The organism is Mycobacterium sp. IS-1556 (assembly GCF_001499985.1).
Taxonomy (GTDB): domain Bacteria; phylum Actinomycetota; class Actinomycetes; order Mycobacteriales; family Mycobacteriaceae; genus Mycobacterium.
This window is the reverse complement of record NZ_LQIM01000023.1, coordinates 264,250-285,405: the sequence shown is the minus strand read 5'-3', so window position 1 is coordinate 285,405 and position 21,156 is coordinate 264,250. Positions and strand designations below refer to the sequence as shown.

Below are 21,156 nucleotides of genomic sequence, written 5' to 3'. Positions count from 1 at the left end.
TGCTGAACCTATTGCGGGGTGGTCTGCGGCGGCGGCCCCGGCGGCAGGGGCTGCGGGTTGAGCTCGGCGACCTGACCTCCGCTGAGCTTGCGCCACGCATGCACCAAGAACAGCTCGGCCAGGGGGACGGCAACCAGCAGTCCGATGCCGCACAGCAGCGCGCCCACGAACGTGATGACCGCAACCATCAGATACGTGAGAAGCGCGGGTACGAAATTGTCCTTCACGGTTGCGAAACTCGCCTTGAGGCCGTCGATCGGTGAGAGGTTGCGATCGACGATGGCGACGATGGCGAACACCGCGAAGAGTCCTACGACGAGACTGCCAATGATCACGATCTGGCCGATCGCCGTCAGAATGCCGATGATCAGCGTCGCGAGAATGACGCTGACGACGTTGCGCGGCTTGAAGAACGACCCGATCGTCACCCGTCGCCCGTCCGCGATGTCGAGCACACCTGCCAGATACGCCGAGTGAATCGCGGCGATGACCACCAACCCCACCAGCGAGCCGACGATGAGGACCAGGATGCTGGTCCCTCCGAGCGACGAACTCGTCTCGTACTCGAATCCGTACTCGGAGGACTCGTACGTGGTCACCGAGTCCGGTGCGGTGGCGAACATGAGGCCGACGACGATGGCGGAGAGCACCCCGATGATCAGGGCGTAGACCAGCATCGGGACGATCAGCGCCGCAGCGTTCTCCTTGAACTTGCCGAACGCCCAGTTGAAACTGTCGCCCACGTTGGCCTGCTGCCCTGCACCAGATCCCGGACCCCAGGCCGGTGGATAGCCGCCCGTCGGTGGCGGGTATCCGGTGCCCGTCGGCGGTGGCGGGTAACCACCCGTGGGTGGCGGCGGGTAGCCGCCCTGCTGCGGAGGCGGCGGGTAACCCCCCGGCGACGGTGGCGGCGGGTAGCCCCCCGGCGGGGGCGGTGGCGGATATCCTCCCGGCGGCGGCGGGGGGTTGTTGCCCGGCGGAGGGGGCGGTTGATCGGACATGTGGCCTTCCCGGTTGATTACTACAACGGTAAGCAGACGGTGCCGATGATCTTATCGGCGATCGTCTGCCGCTTGGCGTCCCACAACGGGAACAAGAAACCGATATAACAGATCACGGCGTCGATGACGTGGGCCAGTTGCCGGACGATCGACATCGCGAAACCGATTGGTTCGCCGGTCTTTTCGCTGACGACCTTGAATTTCAGGATCGACTTGCCGATGCTGGAGCCCGTGGTGCCCTGGCGGTGGCCGTAGTTCCAGATCACGTAGACCAGCGCAAAAATCGAGGTGATGCCGATCGTCAACAGGCCGACGGTGGACGCGCCCGTCGCGCAGGATTCACTCAGGTCGTACCCGGAAACCTCGGTGAGGCAATCCGTTTCCTGAGTTCCGACCAGCACACCCCACCCGATACCGAGTAGGCAGAGGATCGGAATGTAGTCGATCAGCCACGCCACCACCCGGGTGAACCACTCGGTGTAGGCCTCGGTCGGGAGAACCGTCCCCGGGCCATCGTCGACGAAGGACGCACCTCCCTCTGGCGGTGGCGCTGAGCCACCCCTCGGCGGTGGCGGTGCATCGGTCACGAACGCTTCCAGTCTGTGTCCTAGCTGAAACGAGCGTGCTTACCCTACCTGAGAAGTGATCTTGTGCAGGGTTTTCTGACCGGAACGTGACCCCGTGACCGAACGCCGGTGAGCGGCTAGCGGACGCGGCGTCTACTGCCGTCGGAGAGGAATCCGAGTAGATCGTGGCGAGTCAGTACGCCGACCGGCTTGCCCTCTTCGACCACCATCACTGCGTCGCATTCGCGAAGTTGCTTCGCTGCAGCGCTGACCAGTTCGCCGGCGCCGATCAGCGGCAGCGGTGGACTCATGTGCTCGGCCACCGCGTCGGCGAGCTTGGCCCGTCCCTCGAAAACCGCGGACAACAGTTCGCGTTCCGACACGCTGCCCGCGACCTCCCCGGCCATCACCGGCGGTTCTGCGCCGACGACGGGCATCTGCGAGACTCCGTACTCGCGCAGGATCCCGATGGCGTCGCGCACGGTCTCCGACGGGTGCGTGTGCACCAGGTCCGGTAGCGCCCCCGACTTACCTCGCAGCACCTCGCCCACGGTCGACTCCTCCACCGAACCGTCCAGCCGGCTGCGCAGAAACCCGTACGAAGACATCCAATCGTCGTTGAAAACCTTTGACAGATAACCTCTTCCGCCGTCCGGCAACAGGACGACCACAAGCGAGTCGGGGCCGGCCTGCTCGGCCACCTTGATCGCGGCGACGACGGCCATGCCGCAGGACCCGCCGACCAGCAGCGCCTCTTCGCGGGCGAGTCGCCGCGTCATCTCGAACGAGTCGGCGTCCGAGACCGCGATGATCTCGTCGGGAACCGCGGGGTCGTAAGCGGCGGGCCAGAAGTCCTCGCCCACGCCCTCAACGAGGTACGGCCTGCCGGTGCCGCCGGAGTACACCGAACCCTCCGGGTCGGCGCCGACGATCCGGACTCTTCCGCCGGACACTTCCTTCAGGTACCGTCCCGCGCCCGTGATGGTGCCGCCGGTGCCGACGCCGGCCACGAAATGGGTCACCTTGCCCTCGGTGTCGGCCCAGATTTCCGGGCCGGTGGTCTCGTAGTGCGACTCGGGGCCCATCGGGTTGGAGTACTGGTCGGGTTTCCATGCGCCGTCGACCTCCTCGACGAGCCGGTCGGAGACGCTGTAGTAGCTGTCGGGATGGTCGGGCGGCACCGCCGTCGGGCATACCACCACGTCGGCGCCGTAGGCGCGCAACACGTTCCGCTTGTCCTCGCTGACCTTGTCCGGGCAGACGAAGATGCATTTGTAGCCGCGCTGCTGGGCGACCAGCGCCAGCCCCACCCCGGTGTTGCCCGAGGTCGGCTCGACGATCGTGCCGCCGGGCTTCAGTTCACCGCTCGCCTCGGCGGCGTCGATCATCTTGACTGCGATCCGGTCCTTGGCGCTGCCGCCGGGGTTGAGGTACTCGATCTTGGCCGCGACCGTGCCGGCTCCCTGGGGGACAACAGAGTTCAGCTGAACCAGAGGGGTATTGCCAATGAGCTCACTGACGTGCCGGGCGATGCGCATGACTCCATCGTGTCAGGCGGCGTTTCCCGTTACCAGCTGGGTTACCAGGTGGCCTCTCGGATGTAGTCGCCGATCTGACGCAATGAGCGGGTTGCCTCCGGCACCATGGGCGCCGCAAGTTGGAACACGTGCATCTGTCCCGGCCACACCCGCACCTCGACGGGCACGCCGGCGGCCGCCAGCCGTCGCGCGGCCTTGCGAGCGTCACTGATCAGCACCTCGGACCCCGACACGTGGATCAGCGTGCGGGGCAGCCCGGGTTCGATGTGGTCGAGCGGCTCGTAGACCTCCTCGGGGTTGCCGTCGGTCACATGCCTGCCCGCGGCCTCCTTCACCAGATCGACCAGCGCACAAAACGCCCGCGGCGGGAACATCGCGTCGCTGCGGATGTTCGGGTGGTTGGCCCTGGTCTCGTTGTCGATCTCGAAGAGCGGCGACAGCGTCACCATCGCTGCGGGCACCTCACCCTCTAGGCCGTCCCGCTGCAGTCGTTCGGCAAGGGCGAGCGCCAGGTAACCACCTGCCGAGTCACCGGCCAGCACGATCTGGTCGGCCTCGTAGCCCTTCAGGCGAAGCCACTGGTAGGCGTCATAGCAGTCGTCGATCGCCATGCCGACCGAGTGCTTCGGAATCATCCGGTAGTTGACCACCAGCACGGGACAGTCGGCGTAGCCCGACAGCGCCTGCACCAGCCGGCCGTGCGAGTTCACCCCGCAGGTCAGAAACGCCCCGCCGTGCATATAGAGAATGACGCCGCGCTTGCCGTCAGCCGGCAGCACACCGGGCGCTCGGACGAGCTGCGCGGTGCAGTTAGACAACGAGATCGTCGCGCGCACGGTGCCGGGCGCCGGCCGCGCGATACGCGCCGCGAAATCCACCAAACCCCATGGCCAGGGCAGTCTCGGAGCATAGCTTCCGATAGCTAAAGTGGGCCGAACAGTTAGCAGCGCGGCCAGAGCCGTGAGCCGTCCGGCCAGGCTGGGACCGTCTTCGACAACCTCGACGGGCGCGCCGTCACTGACCGGAAACTTGCGGGGTTTACGTGACTGACCAGGCAATACCCGTGAATGGTGAGCATGGCTCACCTTGCTCGGTGCGGTCATGACAACCACTCCCTCCAACGTACAAGCCGTTGTAGTGCCGAGTACGCCTAATTTTCTGAGCGTGACCCGATAGCTTAGCTTGACACCATCTGTTCAATTCAAACAATCAGCGAGTCATATTCGATACCGGAGTTGATACCGCAATGTGACCCCGCCTCGCCTCTCGCCACGCGGGTGGCCCGGGAAACGGACATAAACTTTCATCCGTGGGCACACCGCGACGGATGACCACCATGGCCCTTGCGGCCGCGGCCACGCTCGGTTCGGTCGGTTCCGCATACATCGGGATGCGGAACCTGCTGATCGGGCAGGCTGACCAGGCCCGCAGCGTCATTCCGCAGGCGTGGGACATCCCGCCGCGCGCGGACGGCGTGTACGCGCCGGGCGGTGGCCCCGTCGAGCGCTGGCGCCGGGACGTGCCCTTCGACCTGCACCTGATGGTCTTCGGCGACTCCACCGCGACCGGCTACGGAGCCACCACCGCGGACGAAGTGCCCGGGGTCCTGCTGGCGCGCGGGTTGGCCGAGATCTCGGGACGACGGATCCGGCTGAGCACCAAGGCGATCGTCGGGGCGACGTCGAAAGGGCTCTCGGGCCAGATCGACGCGATGTTCGTCGCAGGACCACCGCCGGACGCCGCAGTGATCATGATCGGGGCCAACGACATCACCCGCCCCAATGGCATCAGACCGTCGGCGCACCGACTCGGCGAGGGGGTGCGCCGGTTGCGAGCGGCGGGTGCGGTCGTGGTCGTCGGCACCTGCCCCGACTTCGGTGTCATCACCGCGATCCCGCAGCCGTTGCGCTCGGTCGCCCGCAGCCGCGGCTTGCGGCTGGCTCGCGCCCAGGCGGCAGCGGTGCGGTCTGCGGGCGGGATCCCCGTGCCGCTGGCCGACTTGTTGGCACCCCACTTCCGCACCACCCCCGACGCGTTGTTCTCCCCGGACATGTTCCACCCATCCGGTGCGGGCTACGCGCTGGCCGCCAACCAACTGCTACCCGCGCTGTGTAATGCGTTGAGCGAGTGGATCGGTGGCGCGGCGGCGGAATTGCCGTGGCAGTCGCAGTCGGGCGAAGGCTTTACGCTGCTGGCCCGGGTCGGCGGGTTGAGCAGGCTGTGGCGGAGGTCGACAGGGGTCCCCGCACCTGTGCTGGGTGGGGTCCCCGGCCTTGGCCCGGGGAGGGTCCCCGCACCCATCGTCGTGCCCGCCAGCTAGGTTTTCCTCATATCCACCGATGCGAGGAGACACCATGCCTGAAGCCGTCATTGTCGCGACCGCGCGGTCGCCGATCGGGCGCGCCGCCAAGGGTTCGCTGGTCGACATGCGGCCCGACGACCTGGCCGCGCAGATGGTGCGCGCCGCGTTGGACAAGGTGCCCGCGCTCGACCCGCGCGAGCTCGACGACCTGATCATGGGCTGCGGCCAACCGGCGGGCGAGGCCGGATTCAACGTCGGCAGGGCGGTCGCCGTCGAACTCGGCTACGACTTTCTGCCGGGCACCACGGTCAACCGCTACTGTTCGTCGTCGCTGCAGACCACCCGGATGGCGTTCCACGCGATCAAGGCCGGTGAGGGTCACGCGTTCATTTCCGCTGGGGTGGAGACGGTTTCGCGCTTCCCGAAAGGCACTGCGGACGGCTGGCCGGACAGCAAGAACCCGGTGTTCGCCGATGCGATGAGCCGCTCGGATCAGGCCGCCGCCGGTGCCGAGGAATGGCGTGACCCGCGCGAGGACGGCGCGCTGCCGGACGTCTACATCGCGATGGGCCAGACCGCGGAGAACGTCGCATTGCACACCGGGATCAGCCGCGAGGACCAGGACCGCTGGGGCGTGCGGTCGCAGAACCGCGCTGAGGAAGCGATCAACAGCGGCTTCTTCGAGCGCGAGATCACGCCGGTGACACTGCCCGACGGGTCCACGGTGTCCAAGGACGATGGCCCGCGCGCGGGCACCACGTACGAGAAGATCAGCCAACTCAAGCCGGTCTTCCGGCCGAACGGCACCGTGACCGCCGGTAACGCCTGCCCGCTGAACGACGGCGCCGCCGCGCTGGTGATCCTGTCGGACACCAAGGCTCGCGAACTCGGACTGACCCCGTTGGCGCGCGTCGTCTCGACCGGGGTGAGCGGGTTGTCGCCGGAGATCATGGGTCTCGGCCCGATCGAGGCGACGAAGAAGGCGCTCGCGAACGCCGGGATGACGATCGGCGACATCGACCTGTACGAGATCAACGAGGCGTTCGCCGTGCAGGTGCTGGGTTCGGCGCGGGCGCTGGGCATGGACGAGGACAAGCTCAACGTCTCGGGCGGTGCGATCGCGCTGGGCCATCCGTTCGGCATGACCGGCGCCCGGATCACCACCACGCTGTTGAACAACCTGACGACGCACGACAAGACGTTCGGGCTCGAGACGATGTGTGTCGGCGGCGGGCAGGGCATGGCGATGGTGATCGAGCGGCTGTCCTAGCTCCCCTTCTCGCCGAAACTGCACACAGATCGCGAATTCACGAAATTTCGCGATCTGTGTGCAGTTTCGATCGCCAGGCTCGGTCGAGTCGGCGGAGGATGTCGGCTCCGGAGTGCGCCTTGACCGCTCGGATCCGGGTCCAGCCGAGCGCCGCGACGTCCTCTGACCGCCGGATGTCGTAGGCGTACTCGCGCGGGTCGAGTCGATGTTGTTCGCCGTCGTACTCGACTGCCAACGTCATGTCGGGCCAGCCCATGTCGAGGTAGTACTGACGTAAGCCGTCGGGGCTGCGCACCGGTATCTGCGTCTGTGGCCGCGGGTAGCCAGCGCGAATCACCAAGAGCCGCAACCACGTCTCTTTCGGCGACGCGGCACCGGCATCGTAGAGCTTGAGCGCTTCTTCCAAACGTCGAAGACCGCGTGCCCCGCGATGCGACCGAGCGACCGCGAGCACATCGTCGGCACTCAAGCCGGTGGCGTTGCCGAGTGCATCGAGACGGGCGACCGCTTCATCCAGCGGTTGCCGACGCCCGATGTCGAAGCCCGTGCGCGCGAGTGTGGTCATGGGGAACCCCGGCCCAGCCTGGTATTCCGTGGAGGGCACTCTCATGTCGTAGGTCCGCATGCCTTGGGGCGCGCGCGTGTTGCGCCACAGCATTTCGATCGGAGCATCGTCATCGACCCACTTCGCGCCGTGCAACGCCGACGCCGTCAACCCCACCATCACGCCTTCGCGATGCGACCACAACCATGCCGCCTTCGCGCGGTCGTACAGTGACGGCACAACGCCTTTCGACATGTACACATCTGGGAAGACCGTGCGGTAGCGCGACCGCAACTCGTGCTTGCGGATTGCACCGTTGATCACGGCTTCACTGCCGACAAAGGGCTCGTTGAGAATCGCCATGGCTCGACTCTCGCCGAAATCATGCGCCGAAACTGCACACAGATCGCGATCTGTGGATGAATCGCGATCTGTGTGCAGTTTCGGCGGAAATGAAAAAGCCCGGCACATTTCGTGCCGGGCCTTCTCGTCAGGCTGCTAGTCGCTGTTGAAGTAGGACAGCAGCCGCAGGATCTCGATGTACAGCCAGACCAGCGTGACGGTCAGGCCGAGCGCGATGCCCCACGCCGCCTTCTCCGGCGCACCGGCGCGGATCATCTGATCGGCCGCGTCGAAGTCGATCAGGAAGCTGAACGCCGCCAGGCCGATGCAGACGAGCGAGAAGATGATCGCGATCGGGCCGCCGCTGCGCAGGCCGAGGCCCTCGCCGCCGCCGACACCGAACAACGCGAGCACCAGGTTGCCAAGCATCAAAACGACCACGCCGAACAGGCTGGCCACGATGAAGCGGGTGAACTTCGGCGTCACCCGGATGGCGCCGGTCTTGTAGACCACGAGCATGCCGGCGAACACGCCGATCGTGCCCAACACGGCCTGGCTGATCAGCGCACCGGCGCTGACACCCGACACCATCAGGTTGGCCACGACGAACGAGAACGCGCCGAGGAACAGACCCTCGAGCGCGGCGTAGCTCAACACGATCCCGGGATTGTCCTGCTTACGGCCGAACGTGGCGATCAGCACCAGCACCAGCCCGCCGAGGGCACCCACCAGGGTGAACGGCATGGCTAGCCCGATGTTCTGAGCGACCAGGAAGTACGAGACGACGGCGACGGCCGACAGCAGCGCCAGCGTGATGCCGGTGCGGGTGACGACGTCGTCGATGGTCAACGGCCGCGCGACACCGGTCTGCCGCTGATCGGGGTACTGGGTCACATAGGGGTCGGCGTGTACCGCCTGCGTACCGTAGCCCGCGGCTCCGGTACCGAATTGCGCATATCCGCCCTGCGTCTTCGGCAGGGTTCGGAATACGGGGTTGCTGGATTCCCGCACCGTCGGTTCCTCTCCTGTGATGTGGTTCGACGTTCGCGAACACACCGTCAACGTTTCGATCCCCTGGTCGGTTCCCGGCTGCGCCGCCGAACTTTCCAGCGTCTTCAAGCAGAAACCCTACCCGGAGCCGCCGCAGGCCGGGCGACGTTCTACATTGCATACCCGTGGGCGAAAACGAGGATGTCCTAGTAACTGTTGACCGCGGCGTCGGCCTCATCACCCTCAACCGGCCCAAGGCCATCAATTCGCTGAACCATCGGATGGTCACCGCGATGTCGCGCGCGCTCGCCGAGTGGGAGAACGACGACGCCGTCACCGCCGTCGTGGTCGACGGCGCCGGCGAACGCGGCCTGTGCGCCGGCGGCGACATCGTCGCGCTCTATCACAGCGCCAAAGCCGACGGCCCCGAAAAAGGGCGCGAAGCGCGGGCGTTCTGGTACGACGAATACCTGCTCAACGCCCAGATCGGCCGGTTCAGCAAGCCGTACGTCGCGCTGATGGATGGCATCGTCATGGGCGGCGGCGTCGGCGTCAGCGCCCACGGCAGCGTGCGCGTCGTCACCGACACCACCAAGATGGCGATGCCCGAGGTCGGCATCGGCTTCGTCCCCGACGTCGGCGGCACGCTGATCCTGTCGCACGCGCCCGGCCTGCTCGGCCGCCACGCCGCGCTGACTGGCGCGAACTTCGACGGCGCCGACGCGATCGCGATGGGATTCGCCGACCACTTCGTGCCCCACGACCGGCTCGCCGACTTCAAGGCCAAGCTCATCGATGACGGCATCGACGCCGCGCTGGCCGCGCACGCCACCGAGCCGCCGCCGAGCAACCTTGTCGCACAGCGCGACTGGATCGACCAGTGCTACGCGAACGACACGGTGGCCGACATCGTCGCCGCGCTGCGGGGACACGACGCCGGGCCCGCCGTCGACGCTGCCGACCTGATCGAGACCCGCTCGCCGATCTCGGTGTCCGTCGCGTTGGAAGCCCTGCGCCGCGCCGCGAAACTCGACACACTCGAAGACGTGCTGCGGCAGGAATACCGAACCTCGTGCGGTTCATTGCGCTCCCACGACTTCGTCGAGGGCATCCGCGCCCAGGTCGTCGACAAGGACCGCAACCCGAAGTGGTCGCCTGCCTCGCTGGCGGCCGTCACCACCGCCGACGTCGAGGACTACTTCGCGCCGGCCGACCGCGAATTGGAGTTCTGATGAGCTACGAGACCATTCTGGTCACCCGTGACGACCGGGTTGCGACGATCACCTTGAACCGGCCGAAGGCGCTCAACGCCCTCAACAGCCAGGTGATGCACGAAGTCACCTCCGCGGCAGCCGAATTGGACAACGACCCCGCGATCGGCGCCATCATCATCACCGGGAACGAGAAGGCGTTCGCCGCGGGCGCGGACATCAAAGAGATGGCCGGCCTGTCGTTCGCCGACGTGTTCGGAAGCGACTTCTTCGCCGCCTGGAACCGGTTCGCCGCCACCCGAACACCCACGATCGCCGCCGTCGCCGGATACGCCCTCGGCGGTGGTTGCGAATTGGCGATGATGTGCGATCTGCTGATCGCCGCCGACACCGCGAAATTCGGCCAGCCCGAGATCAAACTCGGTGTGCTGCCCGGCATGGGAGGCTCGCAACGGCTCACCCGGGCCGTCGGCAAGGCCAAGGCGATGGACCTGATCCTCACCGGTCGAAACATGGACGCCGAGGAGGCCGAACGCGCCGGCCTGGTGTCGCGCGTGGTGCCCGCCGACAGCCTGCTCGACGAAGCCAACGCGGTCGCCAAGACCATCGCGGGAATGTCGCTGTCGGCCTCGCGGATGGCCAAGGAAGCCGTCGACCGCGCGTTCGAGACGACGCTCGCCGAAGGACTCCTCTACGAGCGCAGGCTGTTCCATTCGGCGTTCGCCACCGAAGACCAGACCGAGGGCATGAACGCGTTCACCGAGAAACGCCCCGCCAACTTCCGCCACCGTTAATCTGCGGGGGTGACCGAAACCCGCGGCGACACAGAGCCGACAGTCGAAGCGCCGCCGCAGGACAGACCCGCCGAGAAGCCAGCTGCCAAGCCCTGGTGGCTGCGCCACTACACGTTCACCGGAACCGCGGTCGGGCTGGTGTTCATCTGGCTCTCGCTGACGCCCTCACTGTTACCGCGTGGCCCGCTGTTCCAGGGTCTGGTCAGCGGTGCCGCCGGCGCTTTCGGCTACGGCCTCGGCGTGTTCGCGGTCTGGCTGGTGCGCTACATGCGGTCGAAGGACAGCAGTCCGCCCGCGCCCCGGCAGGCCTGGATCGCGCTGGTGATCGTCGGCGTCGTCGGCCAGATCCTGATGATCATCTACTTCCACATCTGGCAGGACGAGGTGCGCGACCTCAATGGCGTACCGCGACTGGGCTTCTGGGATCACCCACTGACCGCTGTGCTGTCGATCGTGACGCTGTTCGTGCTCGTCGAGATCGGCCAGTTGATCGGCAGGCTGGTGCGCTTCCTGGTGCGCCAACTCGAACGCTTTGCGCCGCCGCGGGTCTCGGCCGTCGTAGTGGTGGCGTTACTGATCGCGCTCACGGTCGCGCTGCTCAACGGCATTGTGGTGCGCTTCGCGATGAGCACCATCAACCGTACGTTCTCCGCGGTCAACGACGAGACCGACCCGGACTTCGCAGCGCCGACATCGCCGTTGCGGTCGGGCGGGCCACAGTCGCTGGCGAGCTGGGAGTCGCTCGGCCACCAGGGCCGGGTGTTCGTGGCCGCGGGCCCGACGGTCGAGGAGTTGACCGCGTTCAACGGGCGGCCGGCCGTCGAGCCGATCCGTGCCTACGCCGGCCTGCATTCCGCCGACGGGATCAAGGCCACCGCCGAGTTGGCTGCCCGGGAGTTGCAGCGCACCGGCGGTCTGAACCGCCAAGTGGTCGCGGTGGCCACCACCACCGGCACCGGGTGGATCAACGAGGCGGAAGCCTCGGCGCTGGAGTACATGTACAACGGCGACACCGCGATCGTGTCGATGCAGTACTCGTTCCTGCCGAGCTGGTTGTCGTTCCTGGTGGACCGTGAGAACGCGCGACAGGCCGGACAGGCGCTGTTCGAGGCCGTCGACGCGCTGATCCGCGAGATGCCCGAGGAACAGCGGCCACGCCTGGTCGTCTTCGGCGAAAGCCTCGGCTCGTTCGGCGGCGAGGCGCCGTTCCTCGCGCTCAACACCCTCATCGCGCGCACGGACGGCGCGCTGTTCAGCGGCCCGACGTTCAACAACACGATCTGGACGCAGCTCACCCGCGACCGCGACTCGGGTTCGCCGATGTGGCTGCCGATCTTCGACAAGGGTGAGAACGTCCGCTTCGCCGCCCGCGCCGAAGACCTGGGCCGGCCCGACGAGCCATGGGGCAGTCCCCGGGTCGTGTATCTGCAGCACGCTTCGGACCCGATCGCCTGGTTCGATCCGGATCTGCTGTTCGCCGAACCTGATTGGCTCAAAGAGCCTCGGGGATACGACGTATCGGGGCGGATGCAGTGGATCCCGGTGGTGACGTTCCTGCAGGTGTCGGCGGACATGGCGGTCGCCGTCGACGTGCCCGACGGGCACGGCCACGTCTACGTCAAGAATGTGGCCGACGCATGGGCGGCGGTCCTGCAGCCCCCGGGCTGGACGCCGGAGAAAACCGAACGTTTGAGGCCGCTGTTGTCCAACGACGAAAACGCCTAGACGACAACCCCTTCGGCCTTCAGCGCGTGGTACCCGCCGATCACGTCGGTCGCCCGGCGCAGGCCGAGGTCGAGCAGCGATGCGGCGGCCAGGCTCGAGGTGTAACCCTCCGAGCACAGCACCACCCACTCGACATCGTCGTCGACGGCCAGCGGCAGCCGCGCATCGCTCGTCGGATCGCAGCGCCACTCGAGCACATTGCGCTCGATCACCAGCGCTCCGGTGACCTCACCCTCGCGCGCACGTTGCGCCTGTGGCCGGATGTCGACCAGGATGGCGCCCCGGCCCAACGCGCCGGGCACCTCCGAGGCCGGCAACCGGCGCAGCCGCGCGCGAGCGTCGTCCAGGACCCGTTCGATTCGACTGCTCATGTCAACCCTCCGGCGCATCCGTGAGCTCGGTGCGGTTCCGGCGCAACGTTTTCCGTTTCGTCACCTCGTAGTAGGACATCGCGGTGAGCGGCGGCGAATATGCGTGCACGCTCAGCGTCGACACGACCGGAGCCGAGGTATCACGCTCGGGCGCCCGAACCACGTCGTGCACCCATCCCAGCGGAAAGGCGGCCTGATCGCCCGCGGACAGCCGACGATGCCGCAAAGCTCCACCGTCCCAGCGGGTTTCCCGCAGCGCGCCGGACACGACAGTCAGCGCCCCGAGGGACCCGCCGTGGTCGTGCAATTCGGTCGACCGGTCCGGCGCCCAGCTGATCAACCAGATGTCGAGTTCGTCGTCACCGTGAAGGCGGGTGAACCACCGCTCGTCGGTGGGCGGACCGCCGAGGGGCATCAGGTGGTCGTAGCGACCGGCGAGCACATCGTCGGCACCGCGATCGGCGGCGAGCAACAGATCGGGTAACCGCAGCCGTGTCGGCGCGGAGACTGCCGGGACGGCAGCGGGCAGGACTGCAGAGGCGGCCATGACAACTCCAGAAGAAGGGGCGAGACGGGCGGGGCGCTAAGCCCCGCAACACTCCTGGCGTCCGGTCGTCATGCACCCAGTCTCACAGCCACCCCGTGGCATGCAGCCCCGCAGCCGGCGAGCGAACCGGATAACCGCTGGCCACCGGGACCCTGCGGCTCAAAATCACGCTGAGCCGAAGTCGACGGTGCAGGCCTGGCTAGGGGATCTGCTCGACACACTCTAAATTGGCGGGCATGCGCAGGCACTCTGGTCATCTCGTCGTGGCGGCCGTCACGATGGCAGGCGTCATCGCGGGATGCTCGTCGGGCACCGAAACCACGCCCGACGAGCCCTCATCTCCGACCGCCACCGAAACCAGCTCGGAAACGCCCACTGCGGCACCGGGTTCCGTCGCGGTCTCCCCTGGCGGCGTCACCACGGCGGTCGGGGCGCCCGCCGAGTCGACCGAGGAGGAGTACTCCAAGGCCTGCACCACGGCCAGGCAGTGGATGGCCGAGCAGGGCGGCGACCCGAAGGAGCAGATCGAGCCGTACCTCGGCATGCTGCAGACCACGGATTCGGCGGGGCCAGGCACCTACGACACCGCGTGGTCTGCGTTGCCGCCGCCGCGGCAGGCCGCGGTCATCGTCGCCGTGCGGGCGGCCGCCGACGGCCTCTGCGGCTAGCCCGCCGCCCGCGCGCGACAATGGCGGTATGGCTGGCAAGCGGGTGGCGCTGGCGCTGGGCAGCGGCGGCGCCCGCGGGTACGCCCACATCGGGGTGATCGAAGAGCTGCAGGACCGCGGCTACGAGATCGTCGGCATCGCCGGCTCCTCCATGGGGGCGCTGGTCGGTGGGCTGCGGGCGGCGGGAAGGCTCGACCAATTCACGGACTGGGCGCAGTCGCTGACCCAGGGCGCGGTGCTGCGCTTGCTCGACCCCTCGATCACCGCTGCGGGCGTGCTGCGCGCCACCAAGATCCTCGACGCGGTGCGTGACATCCTCGGCGAGGTCAGGATCGAGGACCTACCGATCCCCTACACCGCGGTGTCGACCGACCTGATCGCCGGCAAGTCGGTGTGGCTGCAGCGTGGGCCGGTGGACGCCGCGATCCGGGCCTCGATCGCGATCCCGGGCGTGATCGCACCGCACCTACTCGACGGCCGCCTGCTCGCCGACGGCGGCATCCTCGAACCGCTGCCGATGGCGCCGATCGCGGCCGTCAACGCCGACCTGACCATCGCGGTGTCCCTGGCGGGCAGCGAATCCGGTGGCGCCGAGGAGCCGACCGAACCCGGATCGCGCATGACCAGCGAATGGTTGGCTCGGGTGTGGCGCAGCACCACGTCGCTGTTCGAGTCCAATGCGGTGCTGGGCCGCTTCGGCGCCGGCTCCGACGAAGACCTTGCGCCGACAGACAGCGACGAGGAACTCGTCGACGCGACCAAGGAAGCGGCCGTGGTCCCCAAACTCGGCAGCTTCGAGGTGATGAACCGCACCATCGACATCGCCCAGGCGGCGCTGGCGCGGCACCAGCTGGCCGGCTACCCACCCGATCTACTCATCGAGGTGCCGCGTTCGGCATGCCGGAGCCTGGAGTTTCACCGCGCAGCGGAGGTGATCGATGTCGGTGTCGAGCTGACCGCAGCCGCACTTGATGCGCTCGAGAAGCCGCGGCGTCGCGAAATCCCCTCCGCTACTGAAGATTAGAGCTCGAGGTACTCGGCCACCTGAGCGGCCACTCGCCTGCCCTGCCGCCGACCGGCGTGTGCCGACGGGATCCGGCAGGCGGGGTCCAGCGGGTTGGCCCCGAACGCGGCCAGCGCCTCGTCGTCGGCGAACACGCCGAAGGCGTTGCGCGCGGCGACCTCTTCCCTGGTTCGGCTCCCGAAGGGCGACGGTGAGGAGAGGCCCTGCGGGATCAGCGCGACGGCCACCTCACAGTCATCGGCGAGCGCGAGGTTGACCGTGCTGCCGACGCCGCCGTCCATGAACCGCCGCCCGCCGATGGTGACCGGCGGCCACACGCCCGGCACCGCGCAACTTGCTGCGACCGCGTCGACCAGCGAGACGCCCGACGCGCGGTCGAACGCGACCAGTTCGCCGGTCGCGGTGTCGATCGCCGCGATGCGCAGGTCGCGGTCCGGCCAGTCGTGCGACGGCAGCCGCTGCTCGATCACCGCGCGCCGTACCGGTTCGGCGACGGTCTCGGCGGCCACCGCGATCGCGCCGATCCGCTGCAGTTTCTCGGTTTTCGAACCGGGCTCGGTCATCGCGGCGAGGAACATCTCGGTGATCTCCTCGATGCCCGCGCCCGGGTCGAGCTCCGCGGACCTCGCCGCGGTCTGCCTGTCGAACAGCGCGGACAACCCGAGGCCGCTGCCCAGTTGCGCCGCGACCGTCGAACCCGCCGAGGTGCCGACCAGGCCGTGGGAGGTCAGCAGCGTCTCCGCCATCGCGGGGGACTCGTCGGCGATACCGGTCAGGATGCCGGTCTCCCATGCGATTCCCGCCACCCCGCCGCCGGCGAGAACCAGTGCTCGTCTCCTCACAGTCCCGGCGCCGCCCTGCCGCTGATCAACGGCAGGTCCAGATACGTCGCGATGCCGGGCGCGGCGGCACACACCGCCGGTACCGAGTTCACGCAGTGCGCAGCGGTGCCGACGATGCCGTACTCCGGTCCCTCGCCGCCGACCGCCGACTGGAAGCCCTTGACGACGATGTTGACGTCCGGGTTGCCCCGGACCTCCATCTCGTACCGCTGGCCTTCCGGGCCGAACGTCCAAGCGGGATCGAGATTCTCCTCACCCATCAACCAGTTCACGGTCACCCGCACCACCGGTTCGTCGGCCACGAGCGCTTCCCAGTGGAACTTGCGGCCCGCGACCTGTCCCGGCTCGATGACACCGATCGGTGATTCGATGGGCGCAGTCGCGACGGCGATCTCCTGTGCGGAGCGGATTTTCGGGTCCGCGCGGAAGCCGACCTTGTCGACGATCATGTTCACGGCCTGGATGAAGCCTCCGTCGAGCAACTTCTGCATCGGCCCGCTGAGCGCCTTGTCCGGGACTTCGCCGAACCCCATCACGTGCCGAACGACATCGGGCGCTTCGTAAGTCCGTAGATCCGAAAACTCCTCGGCGCGAACGAAAGTCACGCCCGTTGAGAAGGCGGAGAACAGCAGCGGGAACTTCTCGCTGATGCCGCCCGGAGCGATGCCGGTGCCGTGCAACGTCGCGTTGCCCGCGATTGCGGCCTCCCGCAACGGCGTGCCCTGCCGGTCGCTCGGGTACACCCACCCGACGGGGGTGACGACGTTCTTACCGGACCGCAGCAGCGCCGCCACCACGTCCGGATCCGGCAGCAACGGTGAATAGATCACCGCATCAGCGTCGAGGGCGAGGATCTCATCGAGGCTGTCGGTGGCGGTGACGCCCAGTGGTTCGATGCCGATGATCTCACCGACGTCCTTGCCCGCCTTGTGCGATGAGTGCACCCAGCAGCCGACGAGTTCGAGTTCGGGATGTTCGAGCACGCCCTTGATCGCTGCGACGCCGACACCTCCGGTTGCCCACTGCACGACCCGCAGGCCCATACCGACTCCTTCACCACGAAACTAGAACACGTTCTACTCTTGCAGGTCTACACCACAACCCGGGGCTGCGGGTCACAATCGCAGACCGCGGATCCAGCCGCATCCGGCCCAACTGGGGATTAGGGTGACTTCGTCGGATACCGCACCGCCCGAGGAGCACCCGATGACCGACCCCGAGCAGGGAGAATCACGTGTCGGTTCCCAGATCGGCCCGTATCGGCTGCGCCGGCTGTTGGGCAAGGGCGGCATGGGCGAGGTGTACGAAGCCGAGGACACCGCCAAGGACCGCATCGTCGCGCTGAAGTTGTTGCCGGAGTCGGCCTCCAACGACCCGGTGTTCCGCAAGCGGTTACAGCGCGAGGCACACTCGGCGGGCCGGCTGCAGGAGCCGCATGTGGTCCCGATCCACGACTACGGCGAAATCGATGGCCTGCTCTACGTCGACATGCGCATGATCGACGGCACCGACTTGCGCAAGGTGCTGAAGAACTACGGTCCGATGACGCCCGCGCGGGCGGTGGCCATCGTCAAGCAGATCGCCTCGGCGCTCGATGCCGCACACGAAAGCGGCATCATGCATCGAGACATCAAGCCCGAGAACATCATTCTGACCCGCGACGACTTCGCCTATCTCGTCGACTTCGGTATCGCCAACGCCGCCACCGACGAGAAGCTCACCGAGCTGGGCACCGCGGTGGGCACCTACGCGTACATGGCGCCGGAACGGTTCACCAACGACGAGGTGACCTATCGCGCTGACGTGTACGCGCTGAGCTGCGTTCTGTACGAATGCCTCACCGGCTCACAGCCATACCCCGGCGACAGCGTCAGCGTCGTCATCACCGCGCACCTGATGCAGCCCATCCCGCAGCCCAGCCGGCAGCGGCCCGGCATCCCGGCCGCCTTCGATGCGGTGATCGCGCGCGGCATGGCGAAGAGACCGGAGGACCGCTACGCCAGCGCCGGTGACCTGGCGGCGGCGGCGAACGATGCACTCACACAACGTGATCAGGATCAGGCAGCCACCATCCTGCAGCGCAGCCAGGCCGCGACGCCGTATATTCCGCCACCCCCGCCGGTCCCGCAGGGGCCACCGATCTACCAGACGCCTTCCCCGACACCGCCGCCCACGCAAGCCGCTTTCCACACCGCAGCCGGTCCGCCGAGCGGGCCGATGTGGAGCGCCACGCCTGCGCCGGGTCCACCGAGGCCACCACGCCGCAAGAGCACCGCCTGGATCCCCTTGGCCGCGGCTGCCGCGGTGTTCGTATTGGTCGTCGGCGCAGTCGGGATCTGGTTCCTCCTGGCGCCCGACGAGGACGGGCCCTCGGCGTCGGGCACCACGACCACCGAGCCGACCCAGACCAGCGAGCGCCCCCGGCGGACGCCGCGCAGCGCGACGCCCACGCCGAACGCAGGCTCGCTCGACGCCAAGCTGCTGGGCCTGCTGCCGGCCGGCTACGACGAGGGCGTGTGCCAGCCGGTGCACCCGCCCGCCACCGGCGCATTGGCGACCGTGGACTGCGGCCAGGCCGCACCGCAGGGCGGCCCACGGAACGCGCGCTACTCGCTGTACGCCGATCAGCCGAGCCTCGACAAGGCCTTCGACGACATCATCGCCCTGTACACGCCTATGCTGCGATGCCCCGAAAGCAGCACCGACTCGCCGACCACCTGGCACTTCACCGAGACGCCGGACACGGTGGCCGGCCGTATCGCGTGCGGCACCTACAAGGAGCAGTCCGGCGTGACGTGGACCAGGAACGCCGAGTTGATCCTGGGTGACACGCTGAGCGAAAACCTCGTCGATCTGCACAAGTGGTGGCTGAAGTACGGCTGACGGCGCTGGACAGCTGCCGCGCTGTGTGTTTCTGTCATCGCAGCGCAGCGAAAGGATGCATCACATGCCCACCGTCAACAACAACAGAGTTTTCGTCGTCGGCGTCGGAATGACGAAGTTCGAGAAGCCCGGCCGCCGTGAGGGCTGGGACTACCCGCAGATGGCCAAGGAGTCCGGCACCAAGGCACTCGAGGACGCCGGCATCGACTACTCCGAGGTGCAGCAGGGTTTCGTCGGCTACGTCGCGGGCGACTCGACGTCGGGCAACCGGGCGCTCTACGAACTCGGTATGACCGGCATCCCGATCGTCAACGTCAACAACAACTGCTCGACGGGTTCCACGGCGCTGTTCCTGGCCGCGCAGACGATCCGCGGCGGGCTCGCCGACTGCGCGGTCGCGCTCGGCTTCGAGAAGATGCAACCGGGATCGCTGCAGGGCGGTCACGACGATCGCGAATCGCCGATGGGCAAGCACGTCAAGGCGATGGCCGAGATCGACGAGTTCGGGTTTCCCGTGGCGCCGTGGATGTTCGGCGCCGCTGGGCGCGAGCACATGCGGCAACATGGAAGCACCGCAGAGCATTTCGCGAAGATCGGATACAAGAACCACAAACATTCGGTGAACAACCCGTACGCGCAGTTCCAGGAGGAGTACACCCTCGATGACATCCTGGCGGCCAAGATGATCTCCGATCCGCTGACCAAGCTGCAGTGCTCGCCGACCTCCGACGGCTCCGGTGCGGCGATCGTGGTCAGCGAGGCGTTCGTCGACAGGCACGGACTTGCCGGCCAGGCGGTGGAGATCGTCGGCCAGGCGATGACCACCGATTTCGAGTCCAGCTTCGACGGCAGCGCCAAGAACCTCATCGGCTACGACATGAATGTGCAGGCCGCACAGCAGGTCTACGACCAGTCCGGGCTCGGGCCGGCCGACTTCCAGGTGATCGAGCTGCACGACTGCTTCTCGGCCAACGAACTGCTGCTCTACGAGGCGCTCGGCCTGTGCGGCGAGGGCGAGGCCCCCAAGCTGATCGACAACAACGACACCACGTACGGCGGGCGTTGGGTCGTCAACCCCTCCGGCGGGCTGATCTCCAAGGGCCATCCGCTCGGCGCGACGGGCCTTGCCCAGTGCGCGGAGCTGACCTGGCAGTTGCGCGGCACGGCCGACAAGCGGCAGGTCGACAACGTCACCGCCGCGCTGCAGCACAACATCGGCCTGGGCGGTGCTGCGGTGGTGACCGCATACCAGCGCGCCGAGCGCTGATGGCGCATGATTGACCGAAGACGAGAGGGAGGCCGGTCATGCGGACGATTCGGGTAGCGGCTGCGTCCGCGGGCATCTGCGGGCTGCTGGTCGCGCCCGCCGCGTCGGCCTGGGCTCAGCAGGAGTCGGCGGCCGAGGTGATCGAGAAGCTGCAGAGTGAGGGCTACACGGTCCGCATCGACAAGATCGGCACCGCACCGCTCGACGAGTGCGTCGTCACCAGCGTCCGCAACCCGCAGCAGTTCACTCAGTTGCGGCCGCTGCTCGGCGGCAATCAGGACGGCGTGCTGTTCCCGGTAGTCATCAGCCAGCCCGTCTCGGTCTCGCTGGACTGCAGCGGCCGCTAGCGCACGCTGACGCCGCGAGCATCCGGAGGTGAGGGCGTGACTGCTGAGGTGACCACGCGCGACGGACGTCGGCTCGCCTACGTCGACGTCGGCGACTCGAACGGCCCGCTCGTCATTCACAACCACGGCGGGCCCAGCAGCCGACTGGAGGTACGCCTGTTGGCGGATGCGGCCGCCAAGAACGGCATCCGGCTCATCGGGGTCGACCGCCCGGGTATGGGGCAGTCAAGCGCCCAGAAGGTACGGTCCTACGCCGGCTGGGCCGACGATCTGACGGCCGTCGCAGATGCATTGGGATACCGCAAGTTCGGCGTCACGGGCTGGTCTGAGGGCGGACCGTGGGCACTAGCGGCCGCCGCCCACATCGATCCCACGCGGCTGGGCCACGTCAGCAGCATTGCGCCAGGCAGTTACGGCGCCTTCGGTAACAACTCTGCGGCCCAATATCTTTCGAAAATCGACGCGCTGGGTGGCTTGCTCGCAACACGGTTCAAGCCAGGCTTCCAACTCATGTACGCCGCGCTCGGTTACACCGCCAAAAACCTGCCCAAGGGGTTCATCAAGAGCCTGCGTAAGTCGGTCAACGATTACGACCGAGAGATGCTGCGCCGGCCGGGCGTCGAAGAAACATTCTCGAACGCGGTAGCCGAATGCTTCGCTCACGGATCCGACGGGCTGGTGCGCGACGCCGAACTGCTCTACCGGCGGTGGGATTTCGACGTTTCCCGGATCACCAGGCCGGTACATCTGTGGCAGGGGCTCGATGACCAACTCGTGCCGGATCCAATCAACAAGGCGGTGTCCGACGCGATGCCAGGCTCGGTTTGGCATCCCGTCGACGGCGCCGGCCATTTCGTGGCGATCGGTGCGGGCGAGGACATATTCGCCATCGCTGCGCAGGAACTCGGATCGTCGTGATCCCTG

The 21,156-nt window shown here is 67.4% G+C and carries 21 protein-coding genes; 11 read left to right on the top strand and 10 right to left on the bottom strand.

Annotation, left to right across the window (positions count from 1 at the left end; all coding sequences use genetic code 11):
• Positions 1-8 precede the first annotated feature (8 nt).
• From AU187_RS25690 to AU187_RS15010, 4 genes are all read right to left on the bottom strand, one after another.
• Positions 9-1,001, bottom strand: coding sequence for a DUF2189 domain-containing protein (locus AU187_RS25690; protein WP_059097982.1), 993 nt, complete (start codon positions 999-1,001; stop codon positions 9-11).
• 20 nt (positions 1,002-1,021) lie between these two features.
• Complete coding sequence (locus AU187_RS15020) at positions 1,022-1,588, bottom strand: RDD family protein (RefSeq protein ID WP_059097983.1); 567 nt, start codon at positions 1,586-1,588, stop codon at positions 1,022-1,024.
• Between the two features lie 116 nt (positions 1,589-1,704).
• Positions 1,705-3,105, bottom strand: coding sequence for a cystathionine beta-synthase (locus AU187_RS15015; RefSeq protein ID WP_059097984.1), 1,401 nt, complete (start codon positions 3,103-3,105; stop codon positions 1,705-1,707).
• Positions 3,106-3,146: 41 nt separating this feature from the next.
• On the bottom strand, positions 3,147-4,208 hold the full coding sequence (locus tag AU187_RS15010; RefSeq protein WP_059097985.1) for an alpha/beta hydrolase fold domain-containing protein: 1,062 nt from the start codon (positions 4,206-4,208) through the stop codon (positions 3,147-3,149).
• Positions 4,209-4,432: 224 nt separating this feature from the next.
• On the opposite strand from AU187_RS15010, the gene AU187_RS15005 reads away from it, so the two are divergent.
• Both AU187_RS15005 and AU187_RS15000 read left to right on the top strand, forming a co-directional pair.
• Positions 4,433-5,425, top strand: a complete 993-nt coding sequence (locus AU187_RS15005; RefSeq protein ID WP_059097986.1) for an SGNH/GDSL hydrolase family protein — start codon at positions 4,433-4,435, stop codon at positions 5,423-5,425.
• Between the two features lie 34 nt (positions 5,426-5,459).
• Positions 5,460-6,677 (top strand): acetyl-CoA C-acetyltransferase, encoded by a 1,218-nt coding sequence (locus AU187_RS15000; protein ID WP_059098416.1) that lies wholly within the window; start codon positions 5,460-5,462, stop codon positions 6,675-6,677.
• Between the two features lie 37 nt (positions 6,678-6,714).
• Here the strand turns inward: AU187_RS15000 and AU187_RS14995 are convergent, their stop codons facing one another.
• Both AU187_RS14995 and AU187_RS14990 read right to left on the bottom strand, forming a co-directional pair.
• Complete coding sequence (locus AU187_RS14995) at positions 6,715-7,584, bottom strand: putative endonuclease domain-containing protein (RefSeq protein WP_082683849.1); 870 nt, start codon at positions 7,582-7,584, stop codon at positions 6,715-6,717.
• Between the two features lie 135 nt (positions 7,585-7,719).
• Positions 7,720-8,574, bottom strand: coding sequence for a Bax inhibitor-1/YccA family protein (locus AU187_RS14990; RefSeq protein ID WP_059098418.1), 855 nt, complete (start codon positions 8,572-8,574; stop codon positions 7,720-7,722).
• Between the two features lie 164 nt (positions 8,575-8,738).
• Between AU187_RS14990 and AU187_RS14985 the strand changes: the two genes are divergently transcribed.
• From AU187_RS14985 to AU187_RS14975, 3 genes are read left to right on the top strand one after another with little or no spacing between them, the layout of a single operon-like run.
• A complete protein-coding gene (locus AU187_RS14985) occupies positions 8,739-9,785 on the top strand; it encodes an enoyl-CoA hydratase/isomerase family protein (RefSeq protein WP_059097987.1) in 1,047 nt (348 codons plus the stop codon).
• Positions 9,785-10,558 (top strand): enoyl-CoA hydratase, encoded by a 774-nt coding sequence (locus AU187_RS14980; protein WP_059097988.1) that lies wholly within the window; start codon positions 9,785-9,787, stop codon positions 10,556-10,558. Before AU187_RS14985 ends, AU187_RS14980 begins: the two co-directional genes overlap by 1 nt.
• Before the next feature lie 9 nt (positions 10,559-10,567).
• Complete coding sequence (locus tag AU187_RS14975; RefSeq protein ID WP_059166886.1) at positions 10,568-12,283, top strand: alpha/beta hydrolase; 1,716 nt, start codon at positions 10,568-10,570, stop codon at positions 12,281-12,283.
• Here AU187_RS14975 and AU187_RS14970 read toward each other — a convergent pair.
• Positions 12,280-12,654 carry a rhodanese-like domain-containing protein gene (locus AU187_RS14970; RefSeq protein WP_059097990.1) on the bottom strand — a complete coding sequence of 125 codons (375 nt, stop codon included), beginning with the start codon at positions 12,652-12,654 and terminating at the stop codon, positions 12,280-12,282. The two genes, AU187_RS14975 and AU187_RS14970, sit on opposite strands and share 4 nt — an antisense overlap.
• Position 12,655: 1 nt before the next feature.
• A complete protein-coding gene (locus tag AU187_RS14965) occupies positions 12,656-13,201 on the bottom strand; it encodes a cysteine dioxygenase (RefSeq protein ID WP_059097991.1) in 546 nt (181 codons plus the stop codon).
• Between the two features lie 236 nt (positions 13,202-13,437).
• Here AU187_RS14965 and lpqV point away from each other — a divergent pair, with 236 nt between their 5' ends.
• Positions 13,438-13,869, top strand: coding sequence for a lipoprotein LpqV (lpqV, locus tag AU187_RS14960; protein WP_059097992.1), 432 nt, complete (start codon positions 13,438-13,440; stop codon positions 13,867-13,869).
• A 28-nt stretch (positions 13,870-13,897) separates the two neighbouring features.
• Positions 13,898-14,893, top strand: coding sequence for a patatin-like phospholipase family protein (locus AU187_RS14955; protein ID WP_082683850.1), 996 nt, complete (start codon positions 13,898-13,900; stop codon positions 14,891-14,893).
• Here the strand turns inward: AU187_RS14955 and AU187_RS14950 are convergent.
• Both AU187_RS14950 and AU187_RS14945 read right to left on the bottom strand, forming a co-directional pair.
• Complete coding sequence (locus AU187_RS14950; RefSeq protein ID WP_059097993.1) at positions 14,890-15,735, bottom strand: patatin-like phospholipase family protein; 846 nt, start codon at positions 15,733-15,735, stop codon at positions 14,890-14,892. The genes AU187_RS14955 and AU187_RS14950 overlap by 4 nt on opposite strands.
• Positions 15,732-16,778 (bottom strand): NAD(P)H-dependent amine dehydrogenase family protein, encoded by a 1,047-nt coding sequence (locus AU187_RS14945; RefSeq protein WP_059097994.1) that lies wholly within the window; start codon positions 16,776-16,778, stop codon positions 15,732-15,734. Before AU187_RS14945 ends, AU187_RS14950 begins: the two co-directional genes overlap by 4 nt.
• 163 nt (positions 16,779-16,941) lie before the next feature.
• Here AU187_RS14945 and AU187_RS14940 point away from each other — a divergent pair, with 163 nt between their 5' ends.
• The 4 genes from AU187_RS14940 (at position 16,942) to AU187_RS14925 (ending at position 21,150) form a co-directional block, all read left to right on the top strand.
• On the top strand, positions 16,942-18,618 hold the full coding sequence (locus AU187_RS14940; RefSeq protein ID WP_059097995.1) for a serine/threonine-protein kinase: 1,677 nt from the start codon (positions 16,942-16,944) through the stop codon (positions 18,616-18,618).
• A gap of 64 nt (positions 18,619-18,682) precedes the next feature.
• On the top strand, positions 18,683-19,885 hold the full coding sequence (locus AU187_RS14935; protein ID WP_059097996.1) for a lipid-transfer protein: 1,203 nt from the start codon (positions 18,683-18,685) through the stop codon (positions 19,883-19,885).
• A 38-nt stretch (positions 19,886-19,923) separates the two neighbouring features.
• Positions 19,924-20,232: a hypothetical protein gene (locus AU187_RS14930; RefSeq protein WP_059097997.1), complete on the top strand. Its 309-nt coding sequence runs from the start codon at positions 19,924-19,926 to the stop codon at positions 20,230-20,232.
• Positions 20,233-20,268: 36 nt separating this feature from the next.
• On the top strand, positions 20,269-21,150 hold the full coding sequence (locus AU187_RS14925; RefSeq protein ID WP_059097998.1) for an alpha/beta fold hydrolase: 882 nt from the start codon (positions 20,269-20,271) through the stop codon (positions 21,148-21,150).
• The last annotated feature ends 6 nt before the right edge of the window (positions 21,151-21,156 follow it).